This window comes from Microbacterium sp. Bi121 (genome assembly GCF_918698005.1).
Classification (GTDB): domain Bacteria; phylum Actinomycetota; class Actinomycetes; order Actinomycetales; family Microbacteriaceae; genus Microbacterium.
In genome coordinates, this window is sequence record NZ_CAKKLJ010000004.1 from 188,278 (window position 1) to 207,817 (window position 19,540).

Consider the following 19,540-nt stretch of genomic DNA (forward strand, 5'->3'; position numbering starts at 1 on the left):
GTTCAGACGCCCGGTCGCACCGACAGGTCGGTGATCTGCGCGTCGCGCGGCAAGTCGATGGCCGTGAGGATCGTCGTCGCGACGGACGCGGGGTCGATGAACCGGTCGGCGACGTACTCCGCGCCCTCCTGGTGATGCACCTTCTGCTGCATCGGCGTCGCCGTGCGCCCAGGGAACACCGAGGTCACGCGCACACCGTTCCCCGCCTCTTCGGCGCGCAGGGCGTCGGCGAGAGCCTTCAGGCCGTGCTTGGATGCCGCGTACGCGCCCCATTCGGCGTTGGCGCGCAGTCCGGCGCCGGAATTGACGAACAGCACCTGGCCTCGGGAGACGCGGATCACCGGCAGCAGCAGACGGGTGAGCTCTGCCGGAGCCACCAGGTTCACGGCGAGCTGCTGCTCCCACACGGTCGGCGAAAGGTCGGCGACCCGCCCGAGGTCGACGATGCCCGCGACGTGCACGAGTGTGTCGATCCGCTCAGGGAGGTGCTGCTTCGAGAACGCCCATGACAGGCGCCCCGGCTGTGCGAGATCGCCGACCAGCGTCGATGCACCCGGGTAATGAGCTGTGAAGTCCCGCGCCCGACTGGCATCGCGTGCCAGCAGTACGAGCTGATCACCGCGGTCGTGGAGGCGCCGGGCGAGCGCTGCACCGATGCCGGAGCCGGCTCCGGTGATCAGATGCACAGGCATCAGGGACGCTCTGCGGCCTCGGTGAGCTCGATCGGGACGACGGGGCAGTCCTTCCAGAGCCGCTCCAGGCCGTAGTACACACGCTCTTCGCCGTGGAAGACGTGCACGATCAGGTCGCCGAAGTCCATCAGGACCCAGCGCGCCTCGGCACGGCCCTCCCGACGCACGCGCTTGTGGCCCGCCTCGATGAGTCGATCCTCGATCTCGTCGGCGATCGCGGCGACATTGCGCTCGCTGTTGCCGGTGACCAGCAGGAAGATGTCGACCAGCGGCAGCGGTTCAGAGACGTTGAGCGCGATGAGGTCTTCACCGCCCTTGGACACGGCGGCTTCGGCTGCGATCTGCAGCATGGTCTGGGCATTCTCAGGTGATTGCATCATCCGAACACATTCAGGGTGAAGGCTGCGATGAGCGCCACAGCCAGGGCGAGCGCGAGCCCGCCCGCCGTGATCGCCAAGGTCAGCATGAGCTTGTTGCCCTTCTCCGGTGCGGGAGGGCGAATGACTTCGCCCGCGGGGCGAATCGTGCTTACGGCAGAGCTCGCCGCGATGGGTGTCGGCGAGGAAGCCGGCGGCAGCTCACCATCGATGAGCACCGCATCGATGTCCTTGCCGTCGGTGGTGCCGCGCGCGTGACCCCGCGAGCCCAGTCCTTCAGGGAGCTCGTAGGTGCCGGTGATGAGCACTTCGCCCGTCGACGCGACAGGGCCGGAGAGGGAGCCTCCGCCCGGATGGGTGAAGATCAGGGTGTTCGGCGCGCGGTGCGACCCGCCGGAGTCCGACGTGATCAGCTCGTCGAACGACGGGGCGAACGATGGGACCTCGGTCTGCTCGCCGAGCACCTGCTCGCCGAACGTCGGGCTGACGATGGGCCGCTCGGCGACCTCTTCATCGACGCCGTCCTCGTGGCCTTCCGCGTCATCGTCGTCGTTGTCGTCGTCGCCGTCGTCGTCGAAGGACCGGGCGCTCTGCGCATCCTCGTCACGGGCGGTGCTGAACACCGGGATGCCCGAGACGACCTCGTCGGTCGCCGCGGCGGAGACGGGCACGGGGACGTCCTCGGAGTCGACCTCGTCGTCCGCGTCGGCGGACGCCGCCTCGTCCTTCTGATCCTCGTCCTTCTGATCCTCGGATTCGGCGTCCGGCTCGATGACGGGCACGGATGCCGTCCGCATGCGCTCGAGCGCACGAACCTGACGACGGGTCAGCGGCGCTCCCGAGTCCTCATCGATGTCGACGTCGGCCGGAGCCGGGGCGACCTCGGCAGGTTCGGCCGGACGGGCAAGAGGGGCGGCAGGGGTCGGGGGCGTCTTCTTCGCAGCGTCTGCGGCGGCTTCGTCTTCTCCGATCACCGGCGTCGCGCCGGTGAGGCGGATCTCCCGCAGCTGCTTGCGGGTCAGCGGCTGGTTGCCCTGCTGATCCGATGTGCTCATGCCTTGCTCCGATACAGATGATGCTTCGCGATATATTGAACGACTCCGTCGGGAACGAGGTACCACACGGGTTGATCGTCATGCACGCGCTCACGGCACGCGGTGGATGAGATCGACAGCGCGGGGACCTCGAGCTGGCTGACGTTGTCGCTCGGGAGGCCGTCGGTGCTCAGAACATGTCCTGGGCGGGAGACCGCGACGAAGTGGGCCAACTCCCACAGTTCATCATGGTCCCTCCAACTGAGAATTTGCGCTACGGCATCCGCACCGGTGATGAAGAACAGCTCAGCTCCAGGGCGCTCCTTCTTCAGGTCTCGAAGGGTGTCGATCGTGTATGTGGGGCCTTCGCGGTCGATGTCGACCCGGCTGACGGTGAACTGCGGGTTCGAAGCCGTGGCCACCACGGTCATCAGGTAGCGGTGCTCGCTCGGGGTGACGTTCGCCTTCTGCCAGGGTCGCCCGGTGGGAACGAAGACGACCTCGTCCAGATCGAAGGAGTGCGCGACTTCGCTTGCCGCGACCAGGTGCCCGTTGTGGACCGGATCGAACGTCCCGCCCATCACTCCGATGCGGGGGGCACGCGTGGTCGTCTTCTCCATGCGCCTTAGTGGCCGTGCCCTGCCCCGTGGGCGTCGGCGCCGTGCTTCTGAGCCCAGGCCTCGGCCTTGGCGGAGTGCCGGTTGGCGACGTGACGGTACGAGAACGTGACGAGACCGAGGACGGCGAACAGCCCAGCGGCGATGAGCCCGAAGATGAGGGTCTCCAGGGCCACGTTTCCGTGGTGCTCCGTTTCAGCGGCTGCCATCGCAATCTGTGCGACGAGGTTCATCCTGTCTCCGTTTCGTGACCGGGTGCGAGAAGAGGCTCACCCATCCTATCGCTCAGGCGCGCGTCTGCCCCGCCCCACGCGCGAGCCACTTCGTGCTGGTCAGCTCGGAAAGCCCCATCGGACCGCGGGCGTGCAGCTTCTGAGTGGAGATGCCCACCTCCGCGCCGAAGCCGAACTCGGCGCCGTCGGTGAATCTCGTCGACGCGTTCGCCATGACGACAGCCGAATCGACCTCGGCGAGGAACCGTTCCGCGTTGCGCGAATCGGTCGTGATGATCGACTCGGTGTGGCCGGTGCTGTACTTCCGGATGTGCGCGAGAGCATCATCGAGGGTGTCGACGACCTTCATCGCCACGTCGAGGCTGAGGTACTCGGTCGCCCAGTCCTCCTCGGTCGCCGGGATGACATTGCTCATGAGCCCTGCGACCATGTCGTCGCCGTGCACAGCCACCCCCTCGCTCTGCAGGGCGCTGGCCACGAGGGGTACGAGCCGGGGAGCAGCCTGACGCAGCACGAGCACCGTCTCGACGGCGTTGCACACGCTCGGACGCTGCACCTTGGCATTGACGACGATCTCGCGCGCCCAGTCGTCCGGTGCGGATTCGTCGAGCACGATGTGCACGTTCCCCGCTCCGGTCTCGATGACCGGCACGGTCGATTCGGTGACGACCGTCTCGATGAGCGCTGCACTGCCCCGAGGGACGAGGACGTCGACGAACCCGCGCCCGTGCATGAGCGCCTTCGCGCCGTCGCGTCCGAACTCGTCGACGGTCTGGATCGCCTCCGGGGTGACGTCGACACTCTCCAGCGCATCGCGCATGACCTGGACGAGCACCGTGTTGGACTCGCGGGCGGCGCTCCCGCCGCGCAGCACGATCGCGTTGCCGGAGCGCAGCGCGAGCGCGGCGATGTCGACTGTGACGTTGGGGCGTGCCTCGTAGATCGCACCCACGACCCCGAACGGCACCCGCACCTGCTGGAGGTTCACACCGTTCGGCATCCGGTGTCCGCCGATGACCTGCCCGACGGGGTCGGGAAGCGCAGCGATCTGCCGCACAGCCGAGGACAGAGCGCTCACGCGCTTCGCATCCAGGCGCAGCCGATCGATCAGCGACTCGCCGATCCCGTTCGCACGTCCTTCGTCGATGTCGCGGGCGTTGGCGGCGATGATCGCCGCCGCGTTCCCCTCGACGGCACTCGCGATGGCTTCGAGCGCTCTGGCCTTCTCGTCGCTCGTGAGACGGGCGGTGGCGCGCGACGCCTCCTTGGCGCGCGCGAGACGGTCCTGAGGCGATGCGGTGGTCATCCGCTCAGCTTACGAGACCGGTGCGGTCAGGCGGGCGAGATGACAGCGGGCTCGAACCAGGTGCCGATCTCGTCACCCTGCAGCGCGCGGTCCACGAGATCGGCGCTGGTGACGAGCACCCCGATTCCGGATGCTGCGGCAAGTCGAGCGGCGGACACCTTGGTCGCCGCTCCCCCGGTGCCGACGCTGTTGACGACAGTCGCACCGAACTCCAGCCCGGCGAGATCCGCATCGGCGGCGATGACGTCGATCGGCTCCGCAGAGGGGTCAGTGGGCGGCTTGGTGTACAGACACTCGATGTCGCTCAACAGCACGAGGGCGTCCGCTCCGATCAGCTGCGCGACGAGCGCCGCGAGCCGGTCGTTGTCGCCGAACCGGATCTCCTGCGTGGCGACTGTGTCGTTCTCGTTGACGATCGGGAGGATGCGCAGTCCGAGCAGTCGCTCCATCGCGCGGCGGGCGTTGCTGCGCGAGGTCGGGTTCTCGAGGTCGCCTGTGGTGAGGAGAACCTGGCCGGCCGTCACGCGGAACGGGCGCAGCGCCTCCTGGTAGCGATAGACGAGCACGTTCTGGCCGACCGCAGCCGCGGCCTGCTGCGTCGCGAGGTCGGTGGGCCTGGCATCCAGATCGAGGAACGGGATGCCGGTGGCGATCGCACCCGAGGACACCAGCACGATCTCGCATCCGCGAGCGTGCGCGCCGGCGAGGGCGTGCACGATCAGCGGGATGCGCCACGAGGACTCGCCGCTGATCGACGAGGAGCCGACCTTGACGACGATGCGCGCGGCTGACGCGAGCTCGGCGCGAGCCGTCGCGGTCACGCGTCTTCCCCGTCGAAGTCCTGCCCCGCCGTCGCACGGCGCTTCTGGTCTTCCTCGGCGCGGAAGGCCGCTCTCGCGTCCATCCGCTCGTAGTACTGCTCGCGACGCTCGCCAGTGGTGCGTCGAGCGTTGGGGGCCAGGCGCGGGTCGGTGCCGCGCGGCGCGGTCGCGAGTTCTGCGGCCGAGCGCATGGAGGGCTCCCAGTCGAAGATGAGCCCCTCGCCCTCGCCGATGACGACGGTGGCGCCGGGGGTCGCCCCGACGCGGAACAGCTCGTCCTCGACTCCGAGACGCTCGAGGCGGTCGGCGAGATATCCGACGGCCTCCTCGTTCTGGAAGTCGGTCTGCTGCACCCACCGAACGGGCTTCTCACCGAGGATGCGGTAGTACGTGCCGTACGAGCCGCCCTCGACACGGATGGTGAACGGCTTCTGCGCACCCCTGGGGCGGATGACGACGCGCTCGGCTGGCACCTCGACAGCGGCCTCCGTACGGTGCTTGTCGACGATCTCGCCCAGGGCGAAGGTCAGCGGACGCAGCCCCTCGTGCGACACGGTCGAGATCTCGAACACGCGGAAGCCGCGTGCCTCGAGCTCCGGGCGGACCAGGTCGGCGAGATCGCGCGCCTCCGGGACATCGATCTTGTTCAGCGCGACGAGCTGAGGACGCTCTAGCAGGGGCGTCTGCCCCTCCGGCACGTCATAGGCTGCGAGCTCGGCGAGGATCACGTCGAGGTCGGAGATCGGATCGCGGCCCGGCTCGAGAGTCGCGCAGTCGAGCACGTGCAGCAGTGCGGAGCAGCGCTCCACGTGGCGCAGGAACTCGAGTCCGAGACCGCGCCCCTCGCTGGCGCCCTCGATGAGGCCGGGAACATCGGCGACCGTGTAGCGGAAGTCGCCCTGCTGAACGACACCGAGGTTCGGGTGCAGCGTCGTGAACGGATAGTCGGCGATCTTCGGACGAGCCGCCGAGATCGCGGCGATGAGACTCGACTTGCCGGCGGACGGATAGCCCACCAGCGCGACGTCCGCGACGGTCTTCAGCTCGAGGACGACGTCGCCCTCGTAGCCGGGAGTGCCGAGCAGGGCGAAACCGGGAGCCTTTCGCTTCGGGCTCGCCAGGGCAGCGTTGCCGAGGCCTCCCCGACCGCCCTCTGCGATGACGAACCTCTCGCCGGGCGTGACCATGTCGATCAGCACGTCGCCGTCGGTGTTCTTGACGACCGTGCCGACAGGAACCGGAAGCTCGAGCGCTTCACCCTCATAGCCGGAGCGGTGGTCGCCCATGCCGAACCCGCCGTTGCCCGACGAGCGATGCGGCGAGTGGTGGTACGAGAGCAGCGTGCCGGTCTGCGTGTCGGCCACGAGCACGATGTCGCCGCCGTCACCGCCGTTGCCACCATCAGGACCGCCGAGCGGCTTGAACTTCTCGCGGTGAACGGAGACACAGCCGTTGCCGCCCTTGCCGGCGCGCAGATGCAGCGTCACCGTGTCGACGAACGTGACCATGTTGTTTCTCCTGGATACGCGGACGGGGCGAGCCGAAGCCCGCCCCGAACCGGATGTCTGCTGTGCTGCTGTTACTGAGCAGCGGCGACGATGTTGACGACCTTGCGGCCGCCCTTCGCGCCGAACTGCACCGCGCCCGCCTCAAGAGCGAACAGCGTGTCGTCGCCGCCACGGCCGACGTTCACGCCGGGGTGGAAGTGCGTGCCGCGCTGGCGGACGATGATCTCGCCGGCGTTGACCTGCTGGCCACCGAAACGCTTGACCCCAAGTCGCTGAGCGTTGGAGTCACGACCGTTACGGGTGGAGCTTGCGCCCTTTTTGTGTGCCATGTCCTGAGCCTTTTCTGCTTACTTGATGCCGGTGATCTTGACGCGCGTGAGCTCCTGGCGGTGGCCCTGACGCTTCTTGTAGCCGGTCTTGTTCTTGTACTTCTGGATGATGATCTTCGGGCCGCGGAGGTTGCCGATGACCTCGGCGGTCACCTTGACCTTGGCCAGCTTGTCGGCGTCGGTGGTCACCGTGGCGCCGTCGACGAGGAGCACTGCGGGCAGCTCGATCTTCTCGCCCTGGGCAGCCTGAACACGATCGAGCTGAACGATCGTGCCGACCTCGACCTTCTCCTGCCGTCCACCGGCGCGCACTACTGCGTAAACCACTTGATACCTGTTTCGTTGGGGAGCGGAAAGCTCCGGAAATCTCACGGGAAGACTGTGCCTGCGTTCGTCGCAGGTCTGACGGGTACGAGCACAAGGCCTCGGCTCGTCGCCCCCTGGGGACGACTCAGCTCACGCACCAAGGGACTACTTTACCGGATCGACCACGCTCTCGCAAAGCGAGCCGCACCCGTGTCGCTCCGCCGTAGGATCGCGGAGTGACCGTACTGATCGACGACCCCATCTGGCCCGCACACGGACGCCTCTGGGCCCACCTGGTCAGCGATCACAGCCTGGACGAACTGCACGACTTCGCGCTCCGGAACGACCTGCCGCCTCGAGGGTTCGACCTCGACCACTACGACGTGCCGGAAGACGCCCTGCCCCGACTCATCGCCGCCGGCGCCGAGCACGTCGGCGGCAAGGAGCTGGTGCGCAGGCTGATCGCCTCAGGACTCCGTGTCCCCGCTCGCGACCGTCGACGATGAGACGTTGACCGAGACCGGGGTGCCCGTGAGCGCGGCCGTCGTCACGCGGCGGCGGTTGCGTCCCTGACCGGGGGCCTTCGGCTCCGGCAGAGCATCCAGCACCGAATCGAGCAACTGCTCGGCCTCGGTCTTGGGCGCGTTCCGGTCGCCGCCGCGCTTGCGGCGAGGCTTCTTCGGACGCTCCTGCGCCGTGGGCTGCTCGGTCTCGACGACGGTCGCCACCTCGATGACGGGCTCGGTCGTCGGTGCGAGCGTGGACGCCGCGATCTGCGCAAGCGCCGTCTTGGCCCCCTCGGGGATGCCGTGCGCCACGGCGCTGTTCTGCTGCGGGCTCTGGTTCTGCTGACCGTTTCCGCCGCGCTGACGACGGTTGTTCGACTGACCGCCGCCCGAGTTCGAGCGGTGCTTGACGACCGGATCGTGGTGCACGATGACGCCGCGCCCGGCGCAGACCTCGCACGCCTCGCTGAAGGTCTCGAGAAGACCGAGGCCGAGCTTCTTGCGGGTCATCTGCACAAGACCGAGCGAGGTGACCTCGGCGACCTGGTGCTTCGTGCGGTCGCGGCTCAGGCACTCCACCAGACGGCGCAGCACGAGGTCGCGGTTGGACTCGAGCACCATGTCGATGAAGTCGACGACGATGATGCCGCCGATGTCGCGCAGCCGCAGCTGGCGGACGATCTCCTCAGCGGCCTCGAGGTTGTTCTTGGTGACGGTCTCTTCGAGGTTTCCACCAGAACCGACGAACTTGCCGGTGTTGACGTCGACGACGGTCATCGCCTCGGTGCGGTCGATGACGAGCGAACCGCCGGAGGGCAGCCAGACCTTGCGATCGAGAGCCTTCTCGATCTGCTCGGTGATGCGGAAGGCATCGAACGGGTCGGTGTCGTCCTCGTAGGACTCGACGCGCTCGAGCAGGTCGGGGGCGACGCTCTCGAGGTACGCACGGATCGTCCGCTGCGACTCCTCGCCCTGGATGAGCATCTTCGTGAAGTCCTCGTTGAAGACGTCGCGGACGATCTTGACCAGCAGGTCGGGCTCTGCGTGCAGAAGGGCCGGCGCCTGCTGGCTCTCGACCTGCTTCTGGATGTGTTCCCACTGGGAGGTGAGCCGCTGGACGTCGCGCGTCAGCTGGTCTTCGGTGGCGCCCTCGGCCGCCGTGCGCACGATGACGCCGCTCGACTCGGGAAGCACCTCCTTGAGGATGCGCTTCAGTCGGGCGCGCTCGTTGTCGGGGAGCTTGCGGCTGATGCCGTTCATCGACCCGCCGGGCACGTACACGAGGTAGCGGCCGGGGAGCGAGATCTGGCTGGTGAGGCGGGCGCCCTTGTGGCCGACCGGATCCTTCGTGACCTGGACGAGCACGCGGTCGCCGGGCTTCAGCGCCAGCTCGATGCGACGGGGCTGGTTGCCGGTCTCGACGCCGTCCCAGTCGACCTCGCCGGAGTACAGAACAGCGTTGCGGCCGCGACCGATGTCGACGAACGCCGCTTCCATGCTCGGCAACACGTTCTGCACACGGCCGAGGTAGACGTTTCCGATCAGGGAGGCGTCCTGGTTGCGAGCGACGTAGTGCTCGACCAGCACGGCATCCTCGAGGACGCCGATCTGCGTGCGGCCGTTCTTGGAGCGAACGATCATCTTGCGGTCGACGGACTCGCGCCGGGCGAGGAACTCCGCCTCGGTCACAACGGGGCGACGACGCCCTGCATCGCGACCGTCGCGGCGGCGCTGCTTCTTGGCCTCGAGACGCGTTGAGCCCTTGATCGCCTTGGGTTCGGTGATGTACTCGACCGCGCGCTGACGCTGACGCGGTTCGTCGCGCTGCTCGTCGGAGTCGGAGCCGCGGCGGCGGCGTCCGCGACGAGCGTTCGGCGCATCGTCCTGGTCGTTGTCGCGTGAGCCGTCGCGATCGCGGTCACGTCCCGGTCGCGCCGGAAGCGGCGTGATCTCGGGGGCGTAGAAGTGCAGCTGGGTCGACACCCGGGAGACGAACACCTCGGGGATCAGACCGAGGCCGGCGGCAGTCAGAGGCTCCGGCTCGGCCGGTTGTGCGGGCTTTGCAGGCTTCTCAGACGCCGCAGGCTTCTCAGACGCCTCAGGCTTCTCAGACGCCTCGGGCTCGGCGGGCGCCTCGGACTCCTCGGACTGCTCGGACTGCTCGGACGCCTCGGATACCTCGGGCTTCTCAGCATCATCCGTGTCGGGGGCGGAATCGGCCGCGCGGTCCACCTCGACCGGAGCATCGGCTCCGGCCGGGGCCTCCGACGGAGCCGTCACGTCCGACGGCGCATCAGCGGATTCCGGTGCGACCGGAACCGCTTCATTCGCGTCGAGGGTAGGGGTGTTGTTGTCATTCGTCTCATCGGCCATCTCTGGCGTACTCCCTGCGCGGGCACTGAGTGCCGCGAAATCTCGTGCGGCACCCGCGGGTGCCGCGAACTCAATCGGTCTGCGACCGGCTCATGGCTCTGATCGCGAGGGGCATTGGGCCCCGAAGTCTGCGTCGATGCGTTCCGCGGTCTGGCCGCGTAGTGCATCACACGCCATTATCGCACCATGTGGGCGAGTTCGTGGCATCCGGCGCACTCGTGGCCTTTTGACGAGCCCGCTCACGCCACATCCATAGCGGACGCTGAGATAATCCGGATATGAGCGAGCAGCGCACCCGCCCCGTCTTCTACGCCGTCTGGCTGATCATCGCCGGCGTCGTCGGCTGGTGGGCGGCGTTCCAGCTCACTCTGGAGAAGTTCGTGCTGCTGGGCGACCCCGATGCGTCGCTCAGCTGCGACCTCAGCGCATTCATCCAGTGCGGGACGAACCTCAACTCGTGGCAGGGCTCGGCGTTCGGATTCCCGAACCCCATCATCGGACTCACCGGCTGGATGGCGCCGATCGTGGTGGGAGTCGCTGTGCTCGCCGGCGCGCGCTTCCCCCGCTGGTTCTGGGCGGCTTTCGGCGCCGGCATCCTCTTCGCGTTCGGCTTCGTGTGCTGGCTGATCGGACAGAGCATCTACGACCTGATCGTGCTGTGCCCGTGGTGCATGGTGACCTGGGCCGTCACGATCCCCACCTTCTTCGCGACCGTGGTGCATCTGTTCCGGAACGGGACGTTCAGCAGCTCCGAGAAAGTCCAGGCACGCGCCGGGAGCCTGATGGCCTGGGTGCCGCTGGCGACGATCATCGCCTACGCGATCATCGTGCTGATGGCCCAGCTCAAGGGCATCGACTTCCTCGGCGAGATGGCTCGGATCCTCTTCTGAAGACGACGAAACCCGCCGGCCTCGACAAGGACCGGCGGGTTTCGCATGTCTGGGTCAGGAGAACCAGATACCCAGTTCCCGTGCGGCGGACTCGGGGCTGTCCGAGCCGTGCACGAGGTTCTGCTGGACGGCGAGGCCCCAGTCGCGACCGAGGTCGCCGCGGATCGTTCCGGGGGCGGCCGTGGTCGGGTCCGTGGTCCCGGCGAGCGAGCGGAAGCCCTCGATGACGCGGTTGCCGGCGAGGCGGATCGCCACGGACGGACCGGACATCATGAACTCGAGCAGCGGCTCGTAGAACGGCTTGCCCTCGTGCTCGGCGTAGTGAGCCGCGAGGCGGTCGCGATCGGGCTCGACGAGGCGGATGTCGACGAGCGCGTATCCCTTCGCCTCGATGCGGGCGAGGATGCTGCCGGTCAGGCCGCGGGCGACGCCGTCGGGCTTGACGAGGACGAGGGTTTCTTCGGTGGCCATGTCAGTCGCTCTCTGTGTGTGGATCGGTGGCTGGGCCGTGCGGATTCGCATCGGATGGACGTCGTGCATCCACCCGGGCCCCCACGATCGTCGCATACGCCCACATGCCTCCGAAAACCAGCACGACGAGCAGAATGGCCGGAACGAAGATCGCGGACAGTGCGACGATCGCCTGCAGCACCCACCCGGCCGGGATCGCCCATGGCTTTGTGATGAGGCCGGCGAGCGCGATCATGGCGACCGCGACGATCAGGCCGCCGATGATCGCCCACCACTGCGGGATGTCCTCCGGAAGGGACTTCAGGCCGAAGATCGTGAGCCCGGCGAGAACGACGACGATCGCCTCGAAGCCGAGGACGATGGGCGCGAGCTTCTGCACGAGCGTCCGAGGGGCACGGGCGTGACGGGCCGCGGATGCTTCGCTCATGCGCGCCACCCCGACTTCCAGTCCTCCTCCTCGGACAGCGCGATCGCCTCACCGGCGAGCACGACGGAGCCCGCTATCACGACCGCGCGCCGATCGGACGATGCCGCCCACTCGCGAGCGGCATCCGCGGCATCCGCGAGCGACGGGTGGACGGTCGCACGGAAGCCGGCGTTCTCGACGAGATCGGCGATGGCGTCGGCGTCGTTCGCACGGTCGGACTCGGGCGCCGTCGCGAACACGTGGGCCGCGGCCGGCGCGAGCTGAGCGATGATGCCGGCGGCATCCTTGTCGGCGAGGATGCCGAGCACGAGACCCCACTCGTCGAAATCGAAGCTGTCGTCGAGCGACTGCGCGAGCGCCCTGGCCCCATGCGGATTGTGGGCGGCGTCGACCACGACGGTCGGTGCGATGCCGAGCAGCTGCAGCCGCCCGGGGGACGTCGCGCCCTGGAGTCCGTCCGTGACGATGTCGTCGGCGATGCGCTGCGAGCCGGCGCCGATGAGCGACTCGACCGCGGCGACCGCCAGTGCGGCGTTGTGACCCTGGTGAGCGCCGTACAGCGGCAGGTACTCCTCGACGTAGTTGCCGGCGAGCCCGCGGATCGTCAGCAGCTGCCCTCCGACGGCGAGCTTCTGCTCGGCGAGGCCGAACTCGTCGCCCTCGAATGCGATCGTCGCGTTCTTCGAGCTCGCGACGCGGCGCAGCACCTCGGCTGCCTCGACCGGCTGCTGAGCGGAGACGACAGCGGCACCCTCCTTGATGATGCCGGCCTTCACCTCGGCGATCTTCTCGATCGTGTCGCCCAGACGATCGGCGTGGTCGATCGCGATCGGGGCGAACACGGCTACGTCACCGTCGGCCGTGTTCGTGGAGTCCCACGCACCGCCCATGCCCACTTCGAGCACGAGGACGTCGACCGGAGCATCCGATGCCGCGACGAACGCGAGCACCGTGAGCAGTTCGAAGAACGTCAGCGGTGCGTCGCCCGTCTTCTCGAGCTCGGCATCCACGATCCCGACGAACGGCTCGATCTCGTCCCACGCGTCGGCGATCGCGGCATCCGCGATGGGCTCGCCGTCGATCATGATCCGCTCGGTGAAGCGCTCGAGATGCGGGCTGGTGAACAGGCCGGTGCGCAGCCCGTGCGCGCGCAGCAGGCTCTCGACGATACGGGCCGTCGAGGTCTTGCCGTTCGTGCCGGTGATGTGGACGACGCGGTACGTCTTCTGCGGGTCGTCGAGCAGCTCGAGGATGCGGGCGGTGCGCTCCTTCCGAGGCTGCACCCACCGCTCCCCTGCCCGCTCGAGCAGGTTCTCGTAGACGGCATCCGCGCGGTCGCGGTCAGACATTGCTCACTCCTTCGAGGTTGGAGTCGATCGTGACGATGATCGGGGCCTTGTCAGAGCCGAGCGCGGTGGCGCCGGTGCGGAACACTCCGTCGTCGGGGCTCGTGACGTCCTTCACGAGGTCGTCCATCTCGTCCGTCGCCTGCACGGCGAACGCCACCGCCAGGGTCTCCCCCGCGATGAGCTCGGCGTGGGCCTGCAGCGCCTCGGCGTTCTCCGTCGAGACGTTCAGTGCGAGCACGATGCGATCGCTCACGTCGAGTCCGGCGTTCTTGCGCGCCTCCTGCACCACGCGGATCGCATCTCGCGCCATGCCCTCGGCCTCGAGCTCCGGCGTCGTCTGCGTGTCCAGCAGCACGAACCCGCCACCGGGCACGACAGCAAGAGCCTCGCCTTCTGGGCGCCCGGCGGTCTCGAGCACGAGGTCGTACTCCTGCGGCTCGAGGGCGATGCCGTCGACGACGACCACGCCGTTCTGTTCCTCCCAGACGCCGGCGCGAGCGCCGGCGATCACGTGCTGCACCTGCTTGCCGAGGCGCGGACCTGCCGCGCGGGCGTTGACGCTGAGACGGTGGCTGATGCCGTACTCCGCCGCCGTCGTGTCTGTGAGCTGCGCGAGCTCGACCGACTTCACGTTGAGCTCGTCGCGCAGGATGTCCTCGAACTGGCCGAGCTGGTCGGCCACGGGCGAGACGACCGTGAAGCGCGCGAGCGGCAGGCGCACGCGCAGCTTCTCCTTCTTGCGCAGCGCGTTGCCGACACTGGAGAGCTCGCGGACGGCATCCATCGCATCGCGGATGTCGTCCGCCGCAGGAAACGCATCGGCATCCGGCCAGTCGGTCAGGTGCACGCTGCGTCCACCTGTCAGGCCCTGCCAGATGCGCTCGCTGACCAGCGGCACGAGGGGCGCTGCCACGCGGGTCAGCGTCTCGAGCACCGTGTAGAGCGTGTCGAAGGCGTCTGTGCCGCCTTCTGCGCCCACCCAGAAGCGGTCACGCGAGCGACGGATGTACCAGTTCGTCAGCACCTCGGCGAAGTCGCGCAGGCGAGCGGCCGCCGTCGTGGAATCGAGGCCCTCGAGGTCGGATGCCACGTCCCGCACGAGCTCGCCGAGGCGGGACAGGATGTACCGGTCGAGCACGTCCGTGGAGTCGGTGCGCCAGGTCGCCTCGTACCCACCTTCGCCGGACGCGTTCGCGTACGTGGCGAAGAAGTACCAGGAGCTCCACAGCGGCAGCAGGAACTCGCGCACGCCCGCTCGGATGCCCTCTTCCGTGACGGCGAGGTTTCCGCCGCGGAGCACCGAGCTCGACATGAGGAACCAGCGCATGGCGTCAGAGCCGTCGCGGTCGAAGACCTCGGAGACATCGGGGTAGTTGCGCAGCGACTTCGACATCTTGTAGCCATCGTTGCCGAGCACGATGCCGTGGCAGCTGACACCCGTGAACGCCGGGCGGTCGAACAGCGCGGTCGAGAGCACGTGCATGACGTAGAACCAGCCGCGGGTCTGGCCGATGTACTCGACGATGAAGTCCGCCGGCGAGTGCGAGTCGAACCACTCCTGGTTCTCGAACGGGTAGTGCACCTGCGCGTACGGCATCGAGCCGGAGTCGAACCACACATCGAAGACGTCCTCGATGCGGCGCATCGTGCTCTGGCCCGTGGGGTCGTCCGGGTTCGGCCGAGTCAGATCGTCGATGTACGGACGGTGCAGGTCGATCTCGCCCTCGGGATTCCGCGGCAGCGTGCCGAAGTCGCGCTCGAGGTCCTCCAGCGAGCCGTAGGCGTCGACGCGCGGGTACTCGGGGTCGTCGCTCTTCCAGATCGGGATCGGTGAGCCCCAGTAGCGATTGCGGCTGATCGACCAGTCGCGGGCGCCCTCGAGCCACCTGCCGAACTGACCCTCCTTGACGTTCTCCGGCACCCAGGTGATCTGCTCGTTGTTCGCGAGCATCTTGTCCTTGATGTCGGTGACGCGGATGAACCAGCTCGACACGGCCTTGTAGATCAGAGGGTTCCGGCAGCGCCAGCAGTGCGGGTACGAGTGCACGTAGCTCTGCTCGCGCAGCATCCGCCCGTTCTCCTTGAGGAGGCGGATGAGCGGACGGTTCGCGTCCATCCACAGCTGGCCGGCGACGTCCGTGACGCTGGAGAGGAACTTGCCGCCGTCGTCGAGCGAGAGGATCGTCGGGATGCCGGCCGCGTTCGTGACGCGCTGGTCGTCCTCACCGTAGGCCGGAGCCTGGTGGACGATCCCGGTGCCGTCGGTGGTCGTGACGTAGTCGTCGACGAGGATGCGCCAGGCGTTCTCGGTGCCCCACGTCTCGGCGTCGGCGTAGTAGTCGAAGAGGCGGTCGTAGGTGACGTCCTCGAGGTCGGCTCCGCGGTGGGATGCCGAGACCGCGGCGAGCGCGTCGTCAGCCGACTCGTAACCGAGGTCCTTGGCGTAGCCGCCGACGAGGTCACGAGCGATCAGGTACCGATGCGCGTCGCTTTCAGCGACATCATCGCCGGGGATGATGTCGGCGGCGCCGTTCGGGCCGGCGGGGATCACGACGTATTGGATGTCGGGGCCTACGACGAGGGCGAGGTTGGTCGGGAGGGTCCACGGCGTGGTCGTCCAGGCCAGAGCCCGCACCGCGGTGAGGCCGAGAGTCTCTGCCTTCACGCCGGTGAGGGGGAAGGTGACGGTGACGGACGGGTCCTGCCGGTCCTGGTAGACGTCGTCGTCCATGCGCAGCTCATGGGCGGAGAGCGGGGTCTCATCGCGCCAGCAGTACGGCAGCACCCGGTATCCCTCATACGCGAGGCCCTTGTCGTAGAGGGTCTTGAATGCCCAGAGGACGCTCTCCATGTAGCCGAGGTCGAGTGTCTTGTAGCCGCGGTCGAAGTCCACCCAGCGCGCCTGGCGGGTGACGTAGTCCTTCCAGTCCTCGGTGTACGCGAGGACGGAGTCACGGGCCTTGCCGTTGAAGACGTCGATGCCCATGTCTTCGATCTCGCTCTTCTCGGTGATGCCGAGCTGCTTCATCGCCTCGAGCTCTGCCGGGAGGCCGTGCGTGTCCCACCCGAAGACGCGATCGACCTTCTTGCCGCGCATGGTCTGGAAGCGCGGGAACAGGTCCTTGGCGTACCCGGTGAGCAGGTGGCCGTAATGCGGCAGACCGTTGGCGAACGGAGGGCCGTCATAGAAGACCCACTCGTCTGCACCGTCGCGCTGCGCGATGGATGCCCGGAAGGTATCGTCGCTCTTCCAGAAGTCGAGGACCTCGCGCTCGATCTCGGGGAAGCGCGGGGAGGCTGCTGGGCCGAAGGCGGAGGTGTTGCGGGGGTAGGTCATCTATAGCTCGCAGTGTCGTGGGCGGATGCTGCTTGCAAGGACGATCCTCTGTTCCACAAGGACCGCGGTACCACCTCGCGTGCTGCCGACCCTTCGACATGCTCAGGGATCGACAACCACTCTCACTGCGGCGATGACGGGCCTGCCCCGCTCGGTTCTACTGGGCCTCACGGCCGTTCTTCCGAGAGCTCCCCGGTGATGGCCGGATCAAAGCTGGTGCGTCCATTGTACGCGGCATCCTCCCGCCGGCAGGAACTTCGCAGAACAGCACCTATCTCGCAGATCTGCGCGGAGACTCTGCGAAGAAAGTGCATTGCTGCGACGTGCTGCGCCCCTGTGAGCGCTTGCGTCACTGCGAGACCTCGCGCCAGTCATGCCTCACGCGCGTCGAACTGCGCGATGCAGACCCTGAGCGACCGCCCTCATGATCAGATCCTGCACCTGCGGCCACTGGAACATCATCTGCGGATAGCTGATGCGAATGACGTGGTAGCCCATGAGGCGAAGCTCGGCGTCGTGCCGGATATCCTCACTGCGCTGCGCACCGACGTGGTGCTTGCCGTCGATCTGGAGCACAAGCCGCGCGCCCAGGAGCGCGTCGACCCGATGACCGGCGATCCATGTCTGGATGGTCAGTTGAATGCGGAGCCACCGCAGCCGAGGACGCAAGTAGGTCTCCAGACCCGCATCCGCGAACGGCTGGGCTTCGGCGAGCAAACGCCTCGCCGCCGGTCGCAGCGGCAGGTTCGCCAGGGTTTCGAGGGTGACCAGCTCCTTGTTGAGCGCGGACTCCCATGTTCCGAGCGCCTGCTCGAACGGCGCGCACTCTGCCACGATCGCCAGCACGTTCTCGATCGGGTCCACAAGAGCATCCGGATGCCGAGGAACGAGCGGCTTCGCCCAATGCACGCGCACGCTCTCCGGCTTCCCTCCCGCGCTGCCCGGTGTCGCGCCGACGTGCGCACCCGGGTTCTGCTCGCGCACCCAGATCCCGAGGCGCCGGGCCGCGGTCACGCACGAAAGCACGACACCGTGCTGCGCGGCTGAGACGAGCTGAGGCGAAGCATCCGGCGTCGCCACCCACCCCTGCCGGATCCGCGTGAGGGCTCCATCACGAAGAGCCCGTTCGATCTCGGCACGGCGATGCCCCCGGTCGTGCAGTGCGGCGACGCGTGCGACGCCGCCGAGCTCGCCGACGCATTCAGCGACTCCCTGTTCTGATCGTGGATGCATCCGCCGAGAGTGCCACCGCGCACATCCTGCCAGGTGCCGAGAACACGCGGATAGTGCGAAGCCCGGTACGAGGTCTTGCTGTGCAGAACAGGTCGGCACAGGACGTGAGTTCGCAGAACGCCACGAATTTCGCAGAGTTCAGCGGTATTCCTGCGAACTTACGGTTGTCCTGCGAGTTGCTGTCGTACGTCGAGCTCAGCCCTCCCGGTGGTAGCCGTGCAGGTCGTCCTGGACGCCGTTGATCCAGATCTCGTCCCCTCCATCGGGATCGGGGATGCGGATGGTGCGCGCGAACGCCTCATCGACGACGGATGCCTCGAATCCGGCATCCTGCAAGCGAGCGGCCAGCGCGTCGAGATCACCGCGCGCCTCGAACGACAGACCGATACGCGGCTCGCCGGTATGCAGCCCGATGGATCCGCCGTCGCCGAGCATCTCGACCCAGCCAGGGCGATCAGATGTGATCCCGGCGCGGAATCCGAGTGCCTCCAGAATCGCCCGCGGCTCCGCGAGGTCCTCCTGGAACCAGATCGGCTGCACGGCGATGGCGCCGACTCCGGCCTGGACAGCACCCTCGGACACCGTGATCGAGATGCCGGATGCTGCGCGCACCATGAGCATCTCGCCCACGCCGTCCATCACGGCGCGCTCGACGTCGAATGACGCGAGGGCGGATGCTGCGGCATCCAGGTCTGCGACGACGAGATGGACGTCGACGCCTCCAGGGCGATGCTCCGGCGTCGCGCCGTGCACCGCGAGAACTCCGTCGGCGTGGAACTCACCCCACTCCGGCGTCGGAGCGAACGGTGCAACGAAACCGAGCGCCTTTGCGAGAGGCCACCACCGCTCAGGCTGCTCGGTGTACAGGATCTGCTGAACGACAGTCATGACCGCTCCTCCAGGTAACCGCGCAGGGCCGCCTCGACCAGCGCCGACAGGCTCGTGCCCTCATCGATCGCCCGGTGCTTCACCGCCCGGATGATGTCGGCGGGCAGATACACGTTGAACTGCGCCTTTCTCGGCTCGGATGCTTGCATGCTAGCAATATAGCATCCCGAACCGTTACGCTCGAAGACATGGCTCGCACCACAGGCTCCCCCACGGCCCCTCGGGTCTCACCTCCCGACCTTCCGGATGAGTTCGCGAGCGCTGATCCCCGACGAGGGGCCGACCTGATCGCCGCCCGCCTCGAGCTCGCAGGAACCGCCGACCTCGCCCACTCGACGCTCGAGCAGTGCGTGATCGCCGCGGACGTCGATCTGCTCGATCTGACCGGAGCCACGCTCCTCGACGTCGACATCCGCGACGTGCGCGCGGCATCCATGCCCATGCGCAAGGCGAGCCTTCGCCGGCTCCGCATCACCGGCGGACGCATCGGCACGCTCGACCTCAGCGGCGCGCGCATCGACGAGCTCGAGCTGCGCGACCTGCGCGTCGACTACCTCAACGTCGGCGGGGCGAAAGCGACGGACGTGCTGATCGCCGGCTGTCAGATCCGCACTCTGGACATGCCGCAGGCCGAGCTCACGCGGGTGGGCTTCGAGGGCTGCCGCAGCGATGAGGTGGATCCTCGCGGGCTGCGAGCGACCGACGTCGACCTGCGCGGCCTGGATGCGATCGCCTTCACCGATGCGAACAGCCTCAGAGGAACGACGCTGACGACGTTCCAGGTGCAGCAGCTCGCGCCGGTGATCGCCACGGGGCTGGGAATCCAGATCCTGGACTGACGCG

General features: G+C 67.7%; 21 protein-coding genes. 3 read left to right on the forward strand and 18 right to left on the reverse strand.

Features of this window, described 5'->3' with window-relative positions; all coding sequences use genetic code 11:
- Nucleotides 1–2: 2 nt before the first annotated feature.
- The 10 genes from LQZ87_RS07965 to rplU form a co-directional block, all read right to left on the reverse strand.
- Complete coding sequence (locus tag LQZ87_RS07965) at nucleotides 3–692, reverse strand: SDR family oxidoreductase (RefSeq protein WP_230102931.1); 690 nt, start codon at nucleotides 690–692, stop codon at nucleotides 3–5.
- A complete protein-coding gene (gene rsfS, locus LQZ87_RS07970; RefSeq protein ID WP_230103130.1) occupies nucleotides 692–1,069 on the reverse strand; it encodes a ribosome silencing factor in 378 nt (125 codons plus the stop codon). Before rsfS ends, LQZ87_RS07965 begins: the two co-directional genes overlap by 1 nt.
- Entirely contained in the window at nucleotides 1,069–2,124 is a 1,056-nt protein-coding gene (locus tag LQZ87_RS07975) for a hypothetical protein (RefSeq protein WP_230102932.1), read from the reverse strand. The genes rsfS and LQZ87_RS07975 overlap by 1 nt, the downstream gene beginning before the upstream one ends.
- Nucleotides 2,121–2,723 carry a nicotinate-nucleotide adenylyltransferase gene (gene nadD, locus LQZ87_RS07980; RefSeq protein ID WP_230102933.1) on the reverse strand — a complete coding sequence of 201 codons (603 nt, stop codon included), beginning with the start codon at nucleotides 2,721–2,723 and terminating at the stop codon, nucleotides 2,121–2,123. The genes LQZ87_RS07975 and nadD overlap by 4 nt, the downstream gene beginning before the upstream one ends.
- A 5-nt stretch (nucleotides 2,724–2,728) precedes the next feature.
- Nucleotides 2,729–2,953: a hypothetical protein gene (locus LQZ87_RS07985; protein ID WP_230102934.1), complete on the reverse strand. Its 225-nt coding sequence runs from the start codon at nucleotides 2,951–2,953 to the stop codon at nucleotides 2,729–2,731.
- 52 nt (nucleotides 2,954–3,005) lie between these two features.
- Complete coding sequence (locus LQZ87_RS07990) at nucleotides 3,006–4,259, reverse strand: glutamate-5-semialdehyde dehydrogenase (RefSeq protein ID WP_230102935.1); 1,254 nt, start codon at nucleotides 4,257–4,259, stop codon at nucleotides 3,006–3,008.
- Nucleotides 4,260–4,285: 26 nt separating this feature from the next.
- Nucleotides 4,286–5,080, reverse strand: a complete 795-nt coding sequence (gene proB, locus LQZ87_RS07995; RefSeq protein ID WP_230102936.1) for a glutamate 5-kinase — start codon at nucleotides 5,078–5,080, stop codon at nucleotides 4,286–4,288.
- On the reverse strand, nucleotides 5,077–6,588 hold the full coding sequence (gene obgE / locus LQZ87_RS08000; protein WP_230102937.1) for a GTPase ObgE: 1,512 nt from the start codon (nucleotides 6,586–6,588) through the stop codon (nucleotides 5,077–5,079). The genes proB and obgE overlap by 4 nt, the downstream gene beginning before the upstream one ends.
- Nucleotides 6,589–6,659: 71 nt before the next feature.
- Nucleotides 6,660–6,917 carry a 50S ribosomal protein L27 gene (gene rpmA / locus LQZ87_RS08005; protein ID WP_230102938.1) on the reverse strand — a complete coding sequence of 86 codons (258 nt, stop codon included), beginning with the start codon at nucleotides 6,915–6,917 and terminating at the stop codon, nucleotides 6,660–6,662.
- Nucleotides 6,918–6,935: 18 nt separating this feature from the next.
- A complete protein-coding gene (rplU, locus tag LQZ87_RS08010) occupies nucleotides 6,936–7,244 on the reverse strand; it encodes a 50S ribosomal protein L21 (protein ID WP_194419833.1) in 309 nt (102 codons plus the stop codon).
- 215 nt (nucleotides 7,245–7,459) lie between these two features.
- Between rplU and LQZ87_RS08015 the strand changes: the two genes are divergently transcribed.
- A complete protein-coding gene (locus LQZ87_RS08015) occupies nucleotides 7,460–7,729 on the forward strand; it encodes a DUF4031 domain-containing protein (RefSeq protein WP_230102939.1) in 270 nt (89 codons plus the stop codon).
- Here the strand turns inward: LQZ87_RS08015 and LQZ87_RS08020 are convergent.
- Entirely contained in the window at nucleotides 7,691–10,102 is a 2,412-nt protein-coding gene (locus LQZ87_RS08020) for an Rne/Rng family ribonuclease (RefSeq protein ID WP_230102940.1), read from the reverse strand. The genes LQZ87_RS08015 and LQZ87_RS08020 overlap by 39 nt on opposite strands.
- A 278-nt stretch (nucleotides 10,103–10,380) precedes the next feature.
- On the opposite strand from LQZ87_RS08020, the gene LQZ87_RS08025 reads away from it, so the two are divergent.
- Entirely contained in the window at nucleotides 10,381–10,992 is a 612-nt protein-coding gene (locus LQZ87_RS08025) for a vitamin K epoxide reductase family protein (protein WP_230102941.1), read from the forward strand.
- 54 nt (nucleotides 10,993–11,046) lie between these two features.
- Here LQZ87_RS08025 and ndk read toward each other — a convergent pair whose 3' ends face one another.
- The 7 genes from ndk to LQZ87_RS08060 all read right to left on the reverse strand — a co-directional run bounded on the left by ndk (nucleotide 11,047) and on the right by LQZ87_RS08060 (nucleotide 18,846).
- Nucleotides 11,047–11,463: a nucleoside-diphosphate kinase gene (gene ndk / locus LQZ87_RS08030; RefSeq protein WP_230102942.1), complete on the reverse strand. Its 417-nt coding sequence runs from the start codon at nucleotides 11,461–11,463 to the stop codon at nucleotides 11,047–11,049.
- A gap of 1 nt (nucleotide 11,464) precedes the next feature.
- Nucleotides 11,465–11,890, reverse strand: coding sequence for a DUF4233 domain-containing protein (locus tag LQZ87_RS08035; protein ID WP_230102943.1), 426 nt, complete (start codon nucleotides 11,888–11,890; stop codon nucleotides 11,465–11,467).
- Nucleotides 11,887–13,239 carry a folylpolyglutamate synthase/dihydrofolate synthase family protein gene (locus LQZ87_RS08040; RefSeq protein WP_230102944.1) on the reverse strand — a complete coding sequence of 451 codons (1,353 nt, stop codon included), beginning with the start codon at nucleotides 13,237–13,239 and terminating at the stop codon, nucleotides 11,887–11,889. The genes LQZ87_RS08035 and LQZ87_RS08040 overlap by 4 nt, the downstream gene beginning before the upstream one ends.
- Complete coding sequence (gene ileS / locus LQZ87_RS08045) at nucleotides 13,232–16,576, reverse strand: isoleucine--tRNA ligase (RefSeq protein ID WP_230102945.1); 3,345 nt, start codon at nucleotides 16,574–16,576, stop codon at nucleotides 13,232–13,234. Before ileS ends, LQZ87_RS08040 begins: the two co-directional genes overlap by 8 nt.
- 378 nt (nucleotides 16,577–16,954) lie before the next feature.
- On the reverse strand, nucleotides 16,955–17,809 hold the full coding sequence (locus tag LQZ87_RS08050; RefSeq protein ID WP_230102946.1) for a DUF559 domain-containing protein: 855 nt from the start codon (nucleotides 17,807–17,809) through the stop codon (nucleotides 16,955–16,957).
- A gap of 195 nt (nucleotides 17,810–18,004) precedes the next feature.
- Nucleotides 18,005–18,697 carry a hypothetical protein gene (locus LQZ87_RS08055; RefSeq protein ID WP_230102947.1) on the reverse strand — a complete coding sequence of 231 codons (693 nt, stop codon included), beginning with the start codon at nucleotides 18,695–18,697 and terminating at the stop codon, nucleotides 18,005–18,007.
- Nucleotides 18,694–18,846 (reverse strand): CopG family transcriptional regulator, encoded by a 153-nt coding sequence (locus LQZ87_RS08060; RefSeq protein ID WP_230102948.1) that lies wholly within the window; start codon nucleotides 18,844–18,846, stop codon nucleotides 18,694–18,696. The genes LQZ87_RS08055 and LQZ87_RS08060 overlap by 4 nt, the downstream gene beginning before the upstream one ends.
- A 39-nt stretch (nucleotides 18,847–18,885) precedes the next feature.
- Between LQZ87_RS08060 and LQZ87_RS08065 the strand changes: the two genes are divergently transcribed.
- Entirely contained in the window at nucleotides 18,886–19,536 is a 651-nt protein-coding gene (locus tag LQZ87_RS08065; protein WP_230102949.1) for a pentapeptide repeat-containing protein, read from the forward strand.
- Nucleotides 19,537–19,540: the final 4 nt, after the last annotated feature.